This window comes from Pseudoalteromonas sp. SW0106-04 (genome assembly GCF_001293805.1).
GTDB classification, from domain to species: Bacteria; Pseudomonadota; Gammaproteobacteria; order Enterobacterales; family Alteromonadaceae; genus Pseudoalteromonas; species Pseudoalteromonas ruthenica.
Genome location: NZ_BCAI01000006.1, coordinates 204,293 through 219,576, shown reverse-complemented (window position 1 = coordinate 219,576; position 15,284 = coordinate 204,293). Strand labels below are relative to the sequence as shown.

Here is a 15,284-nt window from a genome sequence, read left to right as displayed (position 1 = left end):
GTTTGATGTAGATGTATTTGAGTTCAATTTAATGCATGAGTGTATGTACTCTCCAAATGAGCTATTAGAGTTGCGAGAAATGCTCCCTGCTGGCTATTAGTAGGGAGTAACAAATGGACAAAACATATTTAAAGGATGCTTACATACTCTCGGTCTATGACTATAAAGACTTTGAAAAATCATTTCTTGGAGAGTTTTTGTCAGGGGTTGTTATTGACGATGAAACATTCAGATTTCGGCCATTTGAGCAAATGGTAACTTCAAAGATTGTTAGCAAATCTGCTGATGAGGATAAGTTAGAAATATACACACATAGTGAGAGTTGTTATGTGATTGATGCTGACCATAAGTTAATTGATATTTCGTTTGTTGAACTGGTTGTTATGAGGGCGGGAGCTTATTCGGTAGATCGAGTTTTAGAAATGAGAGAGCAACTTAAGTCTCAAAATAAAAGCCATTGAATAACGAAGATAAGAAGTCTGATGAGATTATTATTTGTCACTTACCTCTTTGAAAAAGTTGACGTTAGTCAAATATTCATAAATGTTTACATGACATCAATTTACTTATTCGAAAATTTGTATTAGCATTGACATGTATATTTTTATGAGAATTTTATGTCTAAAGCATTTTCAAAAGTCTTAGTAATGACGCTTATGCTGGTTGCCTTTGTAGGGCAAGCATTTGCGTATTCTGCTATGCCTTGCGAAATGTCATCAGGTTCTCACGAATCACACATGAACATGAACATGAATCATGGTGATATGAATAAAAGCAGTAATGGTCAATCAGAAGATTGTTGTGACGTTGAATGTATTTGTCCTGCAAATGCTTGCTCATCTACGACAGTCCTAAATTCCAGTATTGATTCGACAGATATTCAAATATTCAGTGAATCTGTAGCTGCTCTGCAATCTAAACAACCTCATTCAATTTCCACTTCCCTTTATCGTCCACCAATTTTTGCCTAATACAGGATTAGTGCGTCCAAATTTCTCGCACATGTAATTAATTTTTCTGTTAGTCAATATAGCGTCGTAGCGCTATAGATATTTTCCAGCGATGTCTGGGGGCAAAAATGATCAATAAGTATTTAAAAATAGCAGTAGTAATGCTGCTTTCACCTGCGTTTGCAAACGCCAACGAACATAACCATGCACACAATAACGACGTAACACCTTTGGAGTTAATCGTTTATAAAACCCCTACTTGTGGGTGTTGTAAAAAATGGATAACTCATATTGAAGACAAAGGGATCGTTGCGCATTCCAAAGATTTCCGAAACATCGGCAACATCAAAACTAAGTATGGTATCAAACCTAATTACCGTTCATGCCACACGGCAGTGAGTAGAAATGGATTTGCCTTTGAAGGTCATATACCTGCTAAATTTATTCAGCAGTTCTTATCAGAAGAACATCCCAATGCGATTGGGCTTTCAGTTCCAGCAATGCCAGTTGGCTCTCCCGGTATGGAAGTCGATGACCGCTTTATGCCATACAACGTGTTAATTCTATTTAAAGATGGAACGAGCAAAGTCTATGCAAAAGTTAAGACATACGAGGAGCAATTCTAATGAAATTGAACTCTTCAAACCTTACTTCACTTTCAACTGCATTAATACTCGGCTTATCTGTATTCTCAGCTCAAGCTGAGAAAGTAGTGTCGCTTGAACAAGCTATCACCTTAGCTCAGCAAAATGATCCTTGGCTTCATGGTAGCCGATTGAAACAAAGTGCAGTTGAAAATAGAAGTATTGCTTCAGGTACTTTGCCTGATCCGAAAGTATCGCTAGGGATAATGAATTTACCAACAGATACTTGGGATTTAGATCAGGAAGGAATGACTCAGCTAAAGGTTGGCGTCTCTCAAATGTTTCCGAGAGGCGACAGTCTAGAGATCAAGAAAGACCAGTTACAAATTGAGTCCACGAAATTTCCACTGTTACGAGAGGATCGTAAAGCTAAGTTGAAAAGCCAAGTGTCACAACTTTGGTTAGATGCTTACTTAGCCCAACAAACTATTAAATTGATTGAAGATGATTGGTCTCTCTTTGAGCAGATGGCGGAAGTGGCTAAAGCTAGCTATTCAAACGTTGTTGGTAAAACTAGACAGCAAGATGTTATTCGTGCTCAGTTGGAAATCGTGCAGTTAGATGACAGATTAACTTCGCAAAAGCAGAAACTAGAAACGACAATCGCTCGTCTCAATGAGTGGCTTCATATTTACGATGCGGATCGTTTGAATGAATCATTCAACTTTGACGCGCAACCATTAGAGTTTAGCGTCTCAAAAGAATTGCCTTCGATTCAATTGAATAATCCAACAGTCCTAAAAGCATCTAATTACTCAAGAAATCTATTGGCTCAGGAGCTTTCGAATCACCCAGCCATACTTGCGATTGATATAAAACGCAAAGCTTCAGAAAAAGGAATTGAGTTAGCCAAACAGCAATATGAGCCGCAATGGGGTGTTAATGCTAGTTATGCCTATCGCGACAATATGCCCTCTGGTGATAGCCGAGCTGATTTATTTTCTGTTGGGGTAACGTTTGATTTACCCTTGTTTACCGAGAACAGACAAGATAAGCAAGTTGCAGCTTCTATTGCAGATTCAGAGACTATTAAAACCGAGAAACTATTACTGACAAAGCAAATGATCAGTGTTTTAGAAAAAGAACTAAGACAGCTTAAACGCTTATCAGATAGACAATCTATCTATCAAGAACAACTCCTTAAACAAACTCATGACCAAGCAGAAGCGTCATTGACAGCCTACACAAATGATGATGGCGATTTTGCCGAAGTTGTTCGAGCAAGAATTGCCGAATTAAATACCAGAATATCAGCTTTAAGAATTGATGTTGACGCACTTAAAACAGTTGCTCGTATCAACTATTTCTTTGCGCATTCTCAATCTAACTCAAATGCTGAACATAAGTCGATGCAAACTTCACACAAAACTAATCAGCACTTATCCAGTCAGCAATTTGGAGAAAAATAATGTCAACGAATACAAAAACAATTATTGCCATCATCATTGGGGCAGCACTTGGTGCTGGAGCATTGAGTTTATATCAAGGTACTGGCTCAAACAGTAATAGTAATGAAGCAACATCAGGAGAAAAAAAGCCTCTGTATTGGGTTGCACCGATGGATTCTAATTACCGCCGGGACAAGCCCGGTAAGTCGCCTATGGGGATGGATCTAATTCCAGTGTATGAGGAAGGATCATCTGGTGATGACTTTGGCCCCGGAGCAGTAAAAATTGCGCCTCATGTAGTGAATAACCTTGGGGTTCGCACTGCACCTGTTGAACTGAAAAATATGCATACTGAAATCTCAACGGTAGGTTATGTTCAATATGATGAAGATAAGCTAATTCATATCCACCCACGGGTTGATGGCTGGATTGATAAACTTTACATCAAAGCAGCAGGTAACCCTGTAGAGAAAGGGCAGCCTCTTTATACACTATATTCTCCTCAGTTAGTTAATGCTCAGGAAGAGCTGTTAATAGCGTTAAAGCGCAACAATAGTTCTTTAATTTCAGCAGCCAAAGATCGCCTAAAAGCGTTACAGCTTTCAGCAGACTTTGTTCAAAAGCTAGAAAAGACACGAAAGGTTCAGCAAACAATTACCTTTTATTCACCACAAGCAGGTGTTGTCGATGGTTTGAAGGTTAGAGAAGGTTTTTATGTAAAGCCGGGAAACACCTTATTAAGCATTGGCCAGCTAGATCAAGTTTGGGTTGAAGCAGAAGTGTTTGAACGTGACGCAGCCTTAATTAAAAAAGGACTTCCTGTATCAATGACACTGGATTATTTACCCGGTGAGGACTGGGCTGGTGTCGTTGATTATGTTTATCCAACATTGAACAGTAAAACACGCACACTCCGAGTGAGATTGAAATTTGATAACACAGACTATCAATTAAAACCAAATATGTTTGCACAAGTCTCTATTCACGCTAATCAAGCTGATAGCACCATCCTCGTGCCTAAAGAAGCCGTTATTAGAACAGGTAAACAGGACAGAGTAGTACTTGCGTTAGGTGATGGGCAATTTAAATCTATTGAAGTGACTATTGGCCGGGTTGATATCGACAGCATCGAAATATTAGACGGCTTAAATGAAGATGACGTTGTGGTGACATCTGCCCAATTCTTGATTGATTCTGAATCAAGTAAAAGCTCTGACTTTAAACGAATGACTCATGATGAAGTGCCTAACTCTGTTTGGATGCAAGGGGATGTTAATAGTGTTATGGCAGGGCACCGCATGGTTAATATTTCACATGGCCCTGCTGAAGCTTGGGATTGGCCTGAAATGGTTATGGATTTTACTGTGGCTGAAAAAGTCGATATTGACTCATTAAAGTCAGGTCAATCTTTGCACTTTGAAGTGAGCAAAACCGAAGACGGTGGATATGAAATTACTGGAATTCATATCATGAGTGAGCCTGAAGTATCATCAGCAACAGTATCTGGTTTGATTAATGCGATTGATATTGATACACGGATTCTAAATATTAGCAGAGGCCCAATAGAGAAATGGGATAGACCTGCTGCGACGATGGATTTTATCGTCGCGGACAATATAGAAATGGTTGATTTCAATGTCGGTGATAATGTCACTTTCACTTTTGAGGTTAGAGATGACTTAGTTATCACTGACATTTCTCTTGAATCAGATGAACAACACGGCAAGGAAAATAAAGCTGCTGTTGATCATTCTAATCATTAAGTGGGAGAAAAATAATGATTGAATCAATTATTAGATGGTCTATCGGCAATCGTTTCTTTGTTTTGTTGATTACCTTAATTATCGCGTTTGGTGGTTTGTATTCATTACAAAAAACACCAGTAGATGCACTCCCCGATCTTTCTGATGTGCAGGTGATAATTAAGACGAGCTATCCGGGACAGGCACCACAAGTAGTGCAGGATCAAGTGACATTTCCTCTTACTACAGCGATGTTATCAGTGCCGGGGGCGCAAACTGTTCGTGGTTACTCATTTTTTGGTGATTCCTACGTCTACATTATTTTTGATGACGATACTGATTTGTATTGGGCTAGAAGCAGAGTACTTGAATACTTAAGCCAAGTAGCATCAAGCCTGCCTGATTCGGCAAAACCTCAATTAGGACCTGATGCAACAGGTGTGGGTTGGGTATACATTTACGCTTTAACAGATAAGTCTGGAAACCATGATCTAAGCCAATTAAGAAGCATTCAAGACTGGTTCTTAAAGTATGAACTACAAACTGTTCCGGGCGTGTCCGAAGTTGCCGCCGTTGGTGGTATGGTTAAGCAGTATCAAGTGCAAGTAGATCCTGATAAATTGAGAGCTTACGATATTCCTCTAAGTTTAATACAAATAGCCTTACAAAAAGGGAACAAAGAAACTGGCGCATCCGTTGTGGAAATGGCTGAAGCTGAATATATGGTTACCGCAACGGGGTATATTCAATCAGTTAGTGATATAGAGAAAATCCCACTTGGTATTAACGAACAAGGCACGCCATTGCGTATTGGTGATGTTGCTACCGTTAATTTAGGGCCTCAAATGCGCCGTGGTATCGCAGAGCTTAATGGTGAAGGCGAAGTTGTTGGTGGTGTTGTCGTTATGCGCTTTGGTGAAAACGCTCAACAAACCATAAACGGGGTAAAAGAAAAACTTGAATCGCTTAAATCTTCTCTACCAGAGGGGGTGGAGATTGTCCCTGTTTATGACAGATCGAAGTTAATAGATCGTGCTGTTGATAATCTTTGGAGCAAGTTGCTAGAGGAGCTTGCAGTCGTTGCTATTGTCTGTGTGGCTTTCCTATTTCATCTTCGCTCATCTATTGTGGCAGTTGTTACTCTGCCATTAGGTATCTTGGTGTCGTTCATTATCATGTATATGCAAGGCATCAATGCCAACATTATGTCTTTAGGCGGTATCGCTATTGCGATTGGTGCGATGACTGATGGTGCAATAGTGATGATTGAAAATATGCACAAGCATATGGAGAAAACACCACTAACAGATGAAAATCGCTGGCAAATTGTTGCTAAGGCTGCGAGTGAAGTAGGCCCTGCACTATTTTTTAGCTTACTGATCATTACAGTCTCATTCTTACCTGTATTTATCTTGGAAGCGCAAGAAGGAAGAATGTTCTCTCCGCTCGCCTATACAAAAACCTATGCAATGGCGGCATCAGCAGGTTTGGCGATCACATTGGTGCCTGTTTTGATGGGCTACTTTATTCGAGGCAAAGTTGTTTCTGAAAAGAAAAACCCGTTAAACCGATTATTGATTGCTATCTACATGCCTGTTTTAAAGCAAGTCATGAAGTTTCCAAAATCGACAATAGTAGCAGCAATATTAGTGACTATCGTTGGCTTTTGGCCTGTCGATAAAATTGGTAGTGAATTCATTCCGCCATTGGATGAAGGCGATCTCATGTATATGCCTACTACCTATCCCGGTATTTCAATTGGTAAAGCAAGGGAGTTATTGCAGCAAACAGACAAGCTTATTCGCACTGTGCCAGAAGTTGAAACTGTATTTGGTAAAGTAGGAAGAGCTGAAACTGCAACCGATCCTGCACCTTTAACCATGATTGAAACCTTTATTCAATTGAAGCCACGAGAGCAGTGGCGAGAGGGTGTGACTACTGAATCGTTAAAAGCTGAGTTTGATAAATTGGTTAAGTTTCCGGGCTTAACGAATGCTTGGGTTATGCCAATCAAGACCCGAATCGACATGTTAGCAACAGGCATAAAAACGCCTGTGGGTATTAAAGTCGCCGGACCAGAGCTTGATGTGATTCAGGAAATCGGCCAACAAATAGAGCAAATTTTACCCGAAGTTACAGGCACAGCATCAGTTTACTCAGAGCGAGTTGCAGGTGGACGATATATCAAGGTTGATATTTCACGCGATAAGGCAAGTCGCTTTGGGTTAAACATCGAAGATGTTCAACAAGTGGTTTCTACAGCTATTGGTGGTATGAACGTTACCCAAACGGTAGAAGGTCAAGAGCGTTACCCTGTTAACTTACGCTATCCGCAAGACTATCGAGACTCTCCTGAGCAGCTATCACGATTACCTGTTGTAACACCAAGTGGTCAACGCATTGCACTAGGTGATGTCGCAGATATTCGAGTTGAGAACGGTCCGCCGGGAATTAAGAGTGAAAATGCTCGTTTAAATGGCTGGACGTTTATCGATATAGACGGTGTTGACGTAGGTACTTATGTTGAAAGTGCAAAAATACACTTGGCTAATAATCTAAAACTACCAGCAGGTTATTCAATTACTTGGGCTGGGCAATACGAATATATGGAAAGAGCGAAAGAAAAGCTCACCTATGTATTGCCTTTAACACTCGCCATTATTGTTATTCTACTTTACTTAAACTTCAGAGCGTTTAGTGAGGTGGCTATCATTATCGTTACCTTGCCGATGGCGATGATTGGTGGCTTATGGTTGATGTATCTGGAAGGGTTTAACTTCTCTGTGGCTGTTGGCGTGGGCTTTATTGCTCTAGCTGGGGTAGCGGTTGAGATTGGTGTGATAATGTTGGTCTATCTCAATCAGGCACTTGCTGAGCTTAAGGAAAAAGCTGAAGAGCGAGCTGAACCTATCTCTGATGATGCATATCAAGATGCATTATTGCACAGTGCAGGCTTACGAGTTCGTCCAGTAATGATGACAGTTGCAACAATCATTATCGGCTTGATGCCCATTTTATATGGTACAGGAACAGGTTCGGAGATTATGAGTCGTATTGCTGCACCTATGGTAGGCGGAATGACAAGTGCTGTGCTACTCACTCTTATTGTGCTCCCAGTAATTTACTCAATCGTTAAAAAGCCAGAATTAAACGCCTTTAACAAGGAGCTTTCTAAGGCGGAGCTAAAAAGTAATGCTTAGCACGGCTAGAAAATATCACAAATGGCTAATGGCATTTGTCGGAATACAATTCCTCTTCTGGTCTATTACAGGCGTGTATATGGTGACTATGGATATTCACTATATACACGGCGAAACCTTGGCTAAGAGTGAGGAAGCCAAAATAGATTTAGCAAGTATGGATTACTCCATTGTAAAGCTAGCTGCGGATTATCCTAAAGCTAGCCAAGTTACACTTACTCAAAGTATGGGCCGTCCTTTGTATTCTTTTATTAATGGAGAAAATGGAAAAGTAGCAATAGATGCTAAAACTGGAGCTGTTCAGGCCCTTGTAGATGAAACCAAGGCTAAAGAAATCGCACAATACCATTATGCGCTGAATCATCAAATCGACAGCATAAGGTTGATTAAGTCAGCGACAAACTTGCCTGCTGAGTTGTCCCCAAGGCATTTACCTGTTTGGAGAGTGACGTTTGAGCAATTCTCCACACCGACATTTTATATAAGTCAACAAACAGGATCACTTGTTGCCAAGCGTCATGATTACTGGCGATTGTTTGATTGGATGTGGCGGTTCCACATTATGGATTACTATGATGGAGAAAACGTATCAAACTGGTTTTTGTTCTTGGTCGCAACTCTAGGTCTAATGGGAGCAATTACTGGCGCAGTATTGACTTATTACCGAGTGCTTTCCCCAAATAAAAAGGGAGTCATTTGATGCGACTATTTAAGTTAAATACAACGATACACAAGTGGCTTTCTTTATTTGTTGGTTTACAACTGCTTATTTGGTTGGGAACGGGCCTTTACTTCAATTTGATGGATCACAGTAAAGCCAGTGGTAATGAACTTAGAGTTCATTCTCATCATGAAGGTAGCATTACAGGCTTTGACCTATTCCCTATTAAAGACATTACTAGTAATGCTCCGCAGGAAGTAAACCTTATATGGGTTTTACATCAGCCTTACTATCATTTTGTGTTCGATAAGGGGCAGCATAGCTATCAAGAACGCCACTCAAAGCTATTTGATGCTGTAACAGGAAAGCCATTTAATTTGTCTGAAGAACAAGTACTAACTTTGGCAAAAAACTCCTACTCAGGACAGGGTAAGTTAACTACTCCAGTGTTATCTCAACCTCCGTTTTCTGATCACGTAAGGCAGCAAAATCCTATGTGGCAAGTTGCCGTTGAGGATGAGAACAATACAACTATTTATTTAGATAGTATTACAGGTCAAGTACTTCGCCATGCCAATGATGATTTCAGATTGAAAGATCTGATGATGAAGCTTCACTTTATGGACTATGGCAATTCTGGAGGATTTAACCATTGGTTGATCATTGCATTTGCTTTTGCAACGCTATTCCTTTCAATTACTGGTGTTACTTGGCTGATACAACAGTATCGAAGTGGTTTACTGAAGCTAGGTTGGGGCACTAACAGGCAAAAAGTGGCAGTGACGTTTTCCAATGAAAATACTATTACTGACATCTCAGCAGTTGGTCGCTCAACTGTACTAGAAGGGCTAGCTAGTTCACATGTATACCTTCCTTCAGGTTGCGGTGGTGGCGGTACTTGTGGCAAATGCGTGTTCTTAAGTTCAACTAAATTACCTATCACACTATCTGAACAGGAACATTTATCTCAGGAGCAACTTAAGGAAGGTTATCGGCTTGGATGTCAGCATAGGTTCTCTGAAATTAGTTCGATTGAAGTTAATACTGATCGCAATATTGAAAATCATGAGCTAGTTGTGGTTGCGACTAATTTCATTACTCCTTTTATCAAGGAAGTGAAATTTAAGCTGAAATCAGGCAAACAGTTGGCATTTAAAGCTGGTGCATATATGCAATTTGATGTGCCAGCAGGGATGAATAGCTTACGTCCAGATGATATGCCAGAGTGCTATGAAAAATACTGGGATAGCTACTATCATGGAAAATTTTCTCATAACGGTGTAACTCGCCACTACTCATTAGTTAACTTTGACGAGGAGTCTGATGAGTTAATGTTTAATATCCGTTGGCAGACCGCAAAGAATGGTTTTAAAGCAGGAATAGGTTCAAGTTATTTAGGTTCACTCCAAGTAGGTGAAACGATAACTGCAAAAGGCCCTTTTTCTGATTTTTATGCCACTTCAAATAAAAAAGTTAGTCGCGTGTTTATTGGTGCGGGTTCAGGACTTGCACCACTGAGGTCTATTATTTTTGAACAGTTGAAAAAGCATAAAGATAAAAGTGGTTTGACTCTTATCTATGGTGCGCGAACTGAAGATGACTTGCTATACCATAATGAATTGAAGTCACTGAGTGAGAAGCATAAAAACTTCTCTTATATTCCTACTCTTTCTAATCCTTCAGAAGAATGGCAAGGGCACTCAGGCTATGTTCAAAAAGTACTTCTGCCGTATATGAACCAAAAATCAGAACTGCTTTTGGCTGAGTTTTACTTGTGCGGTCCAGAAGCAATGATGAGTGAAGTGGAAAAAATAATTACAGATGCTGGGATTCCAAGTAATCAAATTTTCAAAGATAAATTTAGTCGTTAATCCATTAAATAAATAGAGGTATATATGAAAACATTAATTAAATTTTTAACCGTAATCAGTGTCGTTTTTAGTAGTGCGGTATTTGCGCATGTGCATCTTGAAAAAAGTGTGCCTGCTGATAATGCAATGCTAATGAATCCTCCAGAAGAGTTAACTTTGGTGTTCACCAAAGAGGTACGGGTTGTAAAAGTTTCATTGGCCAATAAACAAGGCGAAGAATTTAAATTTGGATTCGAGCCTTCTAAAGTCGCTACTAGCAAATTTACATGGAAACTACCTAAATTAGCTCCTGCAAACTATGCTGTGGATGTAACCTTCTTAGGTAACGATGGTCATAAAATGAAACATAGCTTCGGCTTTATGGTTCATTAGTAAGGCTGTGTGATTGATATGGAAATGTATATCTGGAATACAGTCATTGTACTGTCAAAAATTGTATTTTACGTCGGCTTTGCCTGTATTGCCGGCTATACATTTTTCAGACAAATTTTTGAGCATAATGAATCTCATAGTAATGCTGTAACAGCGAATTTAAAGTGGACAAGAACTTATATAGTTATGGCTTTGATCGCTAATATTACTTGGTTCTTTGCCAGTACTGGTGCAATGGCAGAAGAGGGAATTCAGGGGGCGATAGACGCTGATATATTGGCTATTATGTGGGACTCCTCTGTCGGCACTGGAGCTTTGCTTCGAGCGCTTGGGCTAGTTACCGCAATAATCGCTTTAGCTTTAAGGTTCAAACTCGCTGTGAACTCGTACTTAAAACAAAGCGCTTTAATGTTGAGTTTATTAATCCTTGCATACTCATTCACGTTACTGGGTCATATTTCTGAGTTAGGCACAATTGAAAAAGGCTTGCTTATTTTGCATGTGCTCGTTATGGCATGGTGGTTTGGGGCGTTATTGCCACTAAAACAGGCTTGCCATCAGCTAAGTTATGCAGAACTTCATTTGCTGATGGAAAGCTTTGGCAAACAAGCAAGTTTTACATTGAGCCTATTGTTGGTAGCAGGCCTCTGGCTCGTGATTCAATTGGTCGGAAGTCTTGATGCACTAATAAGCTCAAGTTACGGACAAACACTGTTGTTTAAATTGGCCCTTGTAGTGTCTATTTTGGCACTTGCTGCTAAACATAAACTAATACTCGTTCCACAACTTAAAAATAGTCAAGGCAGAGAGGCTTTATCTAAATCTATCTCGATAGAAATGGTAGTAGCTTTTGCCATTTTATCTGTAACGGCTGGGCTTACTAGTGTTGTTGGCCCTGCAAATTAAAACCTAAAAGAGAGAATGAAAATGAAAACAATAAATATATTACTCGTTTTATTAATGACGTTTAGTTTCGCAGCAAACGCTCATGGTGATAAGAACAAAGACAAAGGTTTGTTTAAAGGTATAGATACCCCTGCCGCAAAAGTTGTTTTGGCATTTCATCAAGCACTTGAAACTGGCAATCAAAAACAGGCTAGAGCGCAGTTAGCGGATGATGTCACCATTTTCGAGGGAGGCCGCGTTGAAAGGAGCGCTGATGAATATGCTCATCATCATATGTTGTCGGATATGAAGTATTTAGCAGCGATGAAGAGCGACACACTTGAACATCAAGTGACGATACTTGGAAATACAGCTATCTCTGCGTCGCGTAGTCAAACTACAGGTACTCATAAAGGTGTTGAACGCGATTATCAAGGCATGGAAACGATGGTGCTGGAAAAACAAAATGGTGAATGGAAGATTAAGCACATTCATTGGTCACACTAATTTATTGGTCAAACCTCGGAGAGTAAAATGAGAATTAAAGATCCATTACATCAAATTTCTACGCCACGTAGACGCTTTGTACAAGGTGTAATTGCTGGCGGTGTATTAGCTGCTTTTCCAAGTGTTCTTCATGCAGCTTCATCTTTGATTGCTGGAACTTCAACAGGTACTGCGCCCGAACTAAGTGGAGAAGTAATAGATTTAGTGATAGATGAGTCACCCGTAAACTTCACAGGTGTTGTAAGAATGGCTACAACAATCAATGGCTCAATACCAGCTCCTACCTTGCGCCTCAGAGAAGGTGATGACGTTACTATCAGGGTAACTAATAAATTATCAGTGCCGAGTTCAATTCATTGGCATGGGATCATTCTTCCGTATCAAATGGATGGCGTACCGGGTATTAGCTTTAAAGGTATAATGCCGGGTGAAACCTTTGTTTATAAATTTAAGCTGCAACAAAGCGGCACATATTGGTATCACTCACACAGTGGCTTTCAAGAAATGACAGGTATGTACGGCGCATTAATTATTGAGCCAAGAGAAAAGGATATTATTAGTGCTGACAATGAGCATGTCATCCAATTGTCTGATTGGACTGATGATGACCCAATGGATTTGTTTCGCAAGTTAAAAGTACAGAGCGATGTATTTAACTTTAATCAACCTACTGTTCCAGAGTTTTTTGATGACATTTCAAATAGCAGCGTTTCAAATGCGCTACAACGCCGGGAAATGTGGAATAAAATGAGAATGAACCCTACAGATCTTGCAGACTTATCAGCATCTGCAATGACTTTTTTAATGAATGGTTGTGCGCCTTTGACAAATTGGCGTGGAATGTTTAAAGCTGGCGAAAAGGTTAGGCTTAGATTTATTAACGGCTCTAGCAATACGTTTTTTGATGTAAGAATACCTGAGCTGAAGTTAACAGTTGTACAAGCTGATGGACAAAATGTTGAACCTGTGACAGTAGATGAATTTAGATTTGGTCCCGGTGAAACTTATGATGTACTTGTCGAGCCAAAAAATGATGCATATACGATTTTTGCACAAAGCATGGATCGCTCAGGTTATGCTAAAGGTACTTTATCAATGGCACCTAACGTTGATGCACCAGTACCTTCTTTAGACCCCGTTGAGTGGTTAACGATGACAGATATGATGGGCAATATGACCCATGATAGTGTGCATTCTACAATGGCTGATACGGCAGGTATGTCGGGCATGAATTCTAATAAAATGGATCATAGTGCAATGGGTCATGGAGCGATGGCAATGGATCATAGTAAACATGGAATGACTAAAAACCCATTAGCTGTTGCTAGCACTAAAGTGCGTCATGCAAAAACAGAGTATGGAGCTTCTGTTGATATGCGTGTTGATATGCCTAGAACAAACCTTGATGATCCCGGTATAGGTTTACGTAAAAATGGACGCCGTGTTTTAACACTTGCAGATTTACATTCTCTTGAGGGAATTACAAACCAGCAAGAGCCAGAGGCTGAAATTGAATTACATTTAACTGGAAACATGGAGCGTTATAGCTGGTCATTTGATGGTTTGGAATTTGGAAAAAGCACGCCAGTTCACATGAAGCATAATCAACGTTTAAGAGTTATTTTACAAAACGATACAATGATGACACATCCAATGCACCTGCATGGTATGTGGAGCGATTTGGAGAATGAAAAAGGTGATGTACAGGTTCGTCGCCATACTATCCCTGTACAACCAGCGCAAAGAATTAGTTTTTTAACAACACCTCATGACGTAGGTCGCTGGGCATGGCATTGCCATTTATTATTCCACATGGATGCAGGTATGTTTAGAGAGGTAGTTGTATCATGAGAAAATTAATACTAACCAATACGTTAAAACTATTATTAATAGGTTTGCCCCTTATAAGTGTATCTGTATCTGCAAAAGATGAGATGACTGAGATGGGTGATTCTAAAATGCAAGCACAAGGTGGAGATGCACCTAAAGATGCTAGAGACCCTCATGCTTATGCCGCAGGTACAACATTGACTGAAGGTCCTTATGCACTCAATAGCGACAAACGACTGACTTTGGCAGATGAGCATTCATTTTACGCGCTACTAGGGGATCGTCTTGAATATAATGAGCAAACAAACGCAGGTGTTTTTGACTTTCAGGCATGGTATGGCACTACTTTTGATAGATTAGTCATCAAAACTGAGGGAGATTTTAGCGAAGGTAATTTAGAGGAGAACCAAACAGATTTTCTATGGGGCCACGCAATATCTGCTTATTGGGATACACAAGTCGGTATTCGACTTGATTACAATAACGAAGGTGAAAACCGCAAATGGCTAGCTTTTGGTTTACAAGGTCTAGCCCCTTACTGGTTTGAAATTGATATGACTGCGTATTTAGGAGAGCAAGGTAATAGTGCATTTTCGATCGAAGCTGAGTATGAGCTATTACTTACTCAAAAGTTAATTGTTCAACCACGAGCAGAGTTGACGCTTTACGGTAAGGATGACGTCCAAAATAACCTTGGTAGTGGCTTATCTAGCAGTGCTATTGGTTTTCGGGTTCGTTATGAGTTTACCCGCCAGTTTGCTCCCTATGTTGGCGTTGAGTGGACAAATAAATTTGGTAATACAGCCGAATTTGCGAAGTTAAATGGGCAAAGTACTCGTGATACTGCTTTTGTTGCAGGTATCAAGTTCTGGCTCTGATGTGAAGAAATACTATATTGACTTGATGAGAGCTACCGCAACTATATTGATGGTAGCTTTTGTTTTTTGGGATTTAAACCATTTTAGTTATGTTAGGAAAGGCCTAGCTAATAGTTTTTTTGGAAAGAACTAAGAGCAGTAATAGTAAGCTACTTCTTGTTTTCAGTCTGTGCCAGTCTGGTGTATACCTATCAAGGTGGAATATCAGCTAAGAAGTAAAGTTGGCGAATGGTAAAGGTTAAAGAGTCAAGCCAAAAAACATCGCCATTGAAAGACGTACAATAGACTATTTTATCACTTTTGATGAACGGGAATTGGGTGTGCTCGGGATAGAACCGATTGTTGCAAAGTACTGC

At 39.9% G+C, this 15,284-nt stretch carries 13 protein-coding genes; all 13 read left to right on the top strand.

What is annotated here, in order from left to right:
• Nucleotides 1–113 precede the first annotated feature (113 nt).
• The 13 genes from W04_RS09350 (at nt 114) to W04_RS09295 (ending at nt 14,928) form a co-directional block, all read left to right on the top strand.
• Complete coding sequence (locus tag W04_RS09350; protein ID WP_045979609.1) at nt 114–461, top strand: hypothetical protein; 348 nt, start codon at nt 114–116, stop codon at nt 459–461.
• 156 nt (nt 462–617) lie between these two features.
• Nucleotides 618–971, top strand: a complete 354-nt coding sequence (locus tag W04_RS18720; RefSeq protein ID WP_082342199.1) for a hypothetical protein — start codon at nt 618–620, stop codon at nt 969–971.
• Nucleotides 972–1,078: 107 nt separating this feature from the next.
• Complete coding sequence (locus W04_RS09345) at nt 1,079–1,576, top strand: DUF411 domain-containing protein (protein ID WP_004589252.1); 498 nt, start codon at nt 1,079–1,081, stop codon at nt 1,574–1,576.
• The gene (locus tag W04_RS09340) at nt 1,576–3,003 is read left to right on the top strand and encodes a TolC family protein (RefSeq protein WP_004589253.1); all 1,428 of its coding nucleotides are present in this window, start codon (nt 1,576–1,578) and stop codon (nt 3,001–3,003) included. The genes W04_RS09345 and W04_RS09340 overlap by 1 nt, the downstream gene beginning before the upstream one ends.
• A complete protein-coding gene (locus W04_RS09335; protein ID WP_004589254.1) occupies nt 3,003–4,745 on the top strand; it encodes an efflux RND transporter periplasmic adaptor subunit in 1,743 nt (580 codons plus the stop codon). The genes W04_RS09340 and W04_RS09335 overlap by 1 nt, the downstream gene beginning before the upstream one ends.
• 14 nt (nt 4,746–4,759) lie before the next feature.
• On the top strand, nt 4,760–7,924 hold the full coding sequence (locus W04_RS09330; RefSeq protein WP_053910631.1) for an efflux RND transporter permease subunit: 3,165 nt from the start codon (nt 4,760–4,762) through the stop codon (nt 7,922–7,924).
• A 79-nt stretch (nt 7,925–8,003) separates the two neighbouring features.
• Nucleotides 8,004–8,624 carry a PepSY domain-containing protein gene (locus tag W04_RS09325; protein ID WP_231658094.1) on the top strand — a complete coding sequence of 207 codons (621 nt, stop codon included), beginning with the start codon at nt 8,004–8,006 and terminating at the stop codon, nt 8,622–8,624.
• On the top strand, nt 8,624–10,456 hold the full coding sequence (locus tag W04_RS09320; RefSeq protein WP_024596190.1) for a 2Fe-2S iron-sulfur cluster-binding protein: 1,833 nt from the start codon (nt 8,624–8,626) through the stop codon (nt 10,454–10,456). Before W04_RS09325 ends, W04_RS09320 begins: the two co-directional genes overlap by 1 nt.
• A gap of 24 nt (nt 10,457–10,480) precedes the next feature.
• A complete protein-coding gene (locus W04_RS09315; RefSeq protein ID WP_004589258.1) occupies nt 10,481–10,828 on the top strand; it encodes a copper resistance CopC family protein in 348 nt (115 codons plus the stop codon).
• A gap of 18 nt (nt 10,829–10,846) precedes the next feature.
• On the top strand, nt 10,847–11,734 hold the full coding sequence (locus tag W04_RS09310) for a copper resistance D family protein (protein WP_053910629.1): 888 nt from the start codon (nt 10,847–10,849) through the stop codon (nt 11,732–11,734).
• A 15-nt stretch (nt 11,735–11,749) separates the two neighbouring features.
• The gene (locus tag W04_RS09305; protein WP_008467847.1) at nt 11,750–12,220 is read left to right on the top strand and encodes a DUF4440 domain-containing protein; all 471 of its coding nucleotides are present in this window, start codon (nt 11,750–11,752) and stop codon (nt 12,218–12,220) included.
• A gap of 27 nt (nt 12,221–12,247) precedes the next feature.
• On the top strand, nt 12,248–14,071 hold the full coding sequence (locus W04_RS09300) for a copper resistance system multicopper oxidase (protein WP_053910628.1): 1,824 nt from the start codon (nt 12,248–12,250) through the stop codon (nt 14,069–14,071).
• The gene (locus W04_RS09295; protein WP_045979601.1) at nt 14,068–14,928 is read left to right on the top strand and encodes a copper resistance protein B; all 861 of its coding nucleotides are present in this window, start codon (nt 14,068–14,070) and stop codon (nt 14,926–14,928) included. Before W04_RS09300 ends, W04_RS09295 begins: the two co-directional genes overlap by 4 nt.
• Nucleotides 14,929–15,284 lie beyond the last annotated feature (356 nt).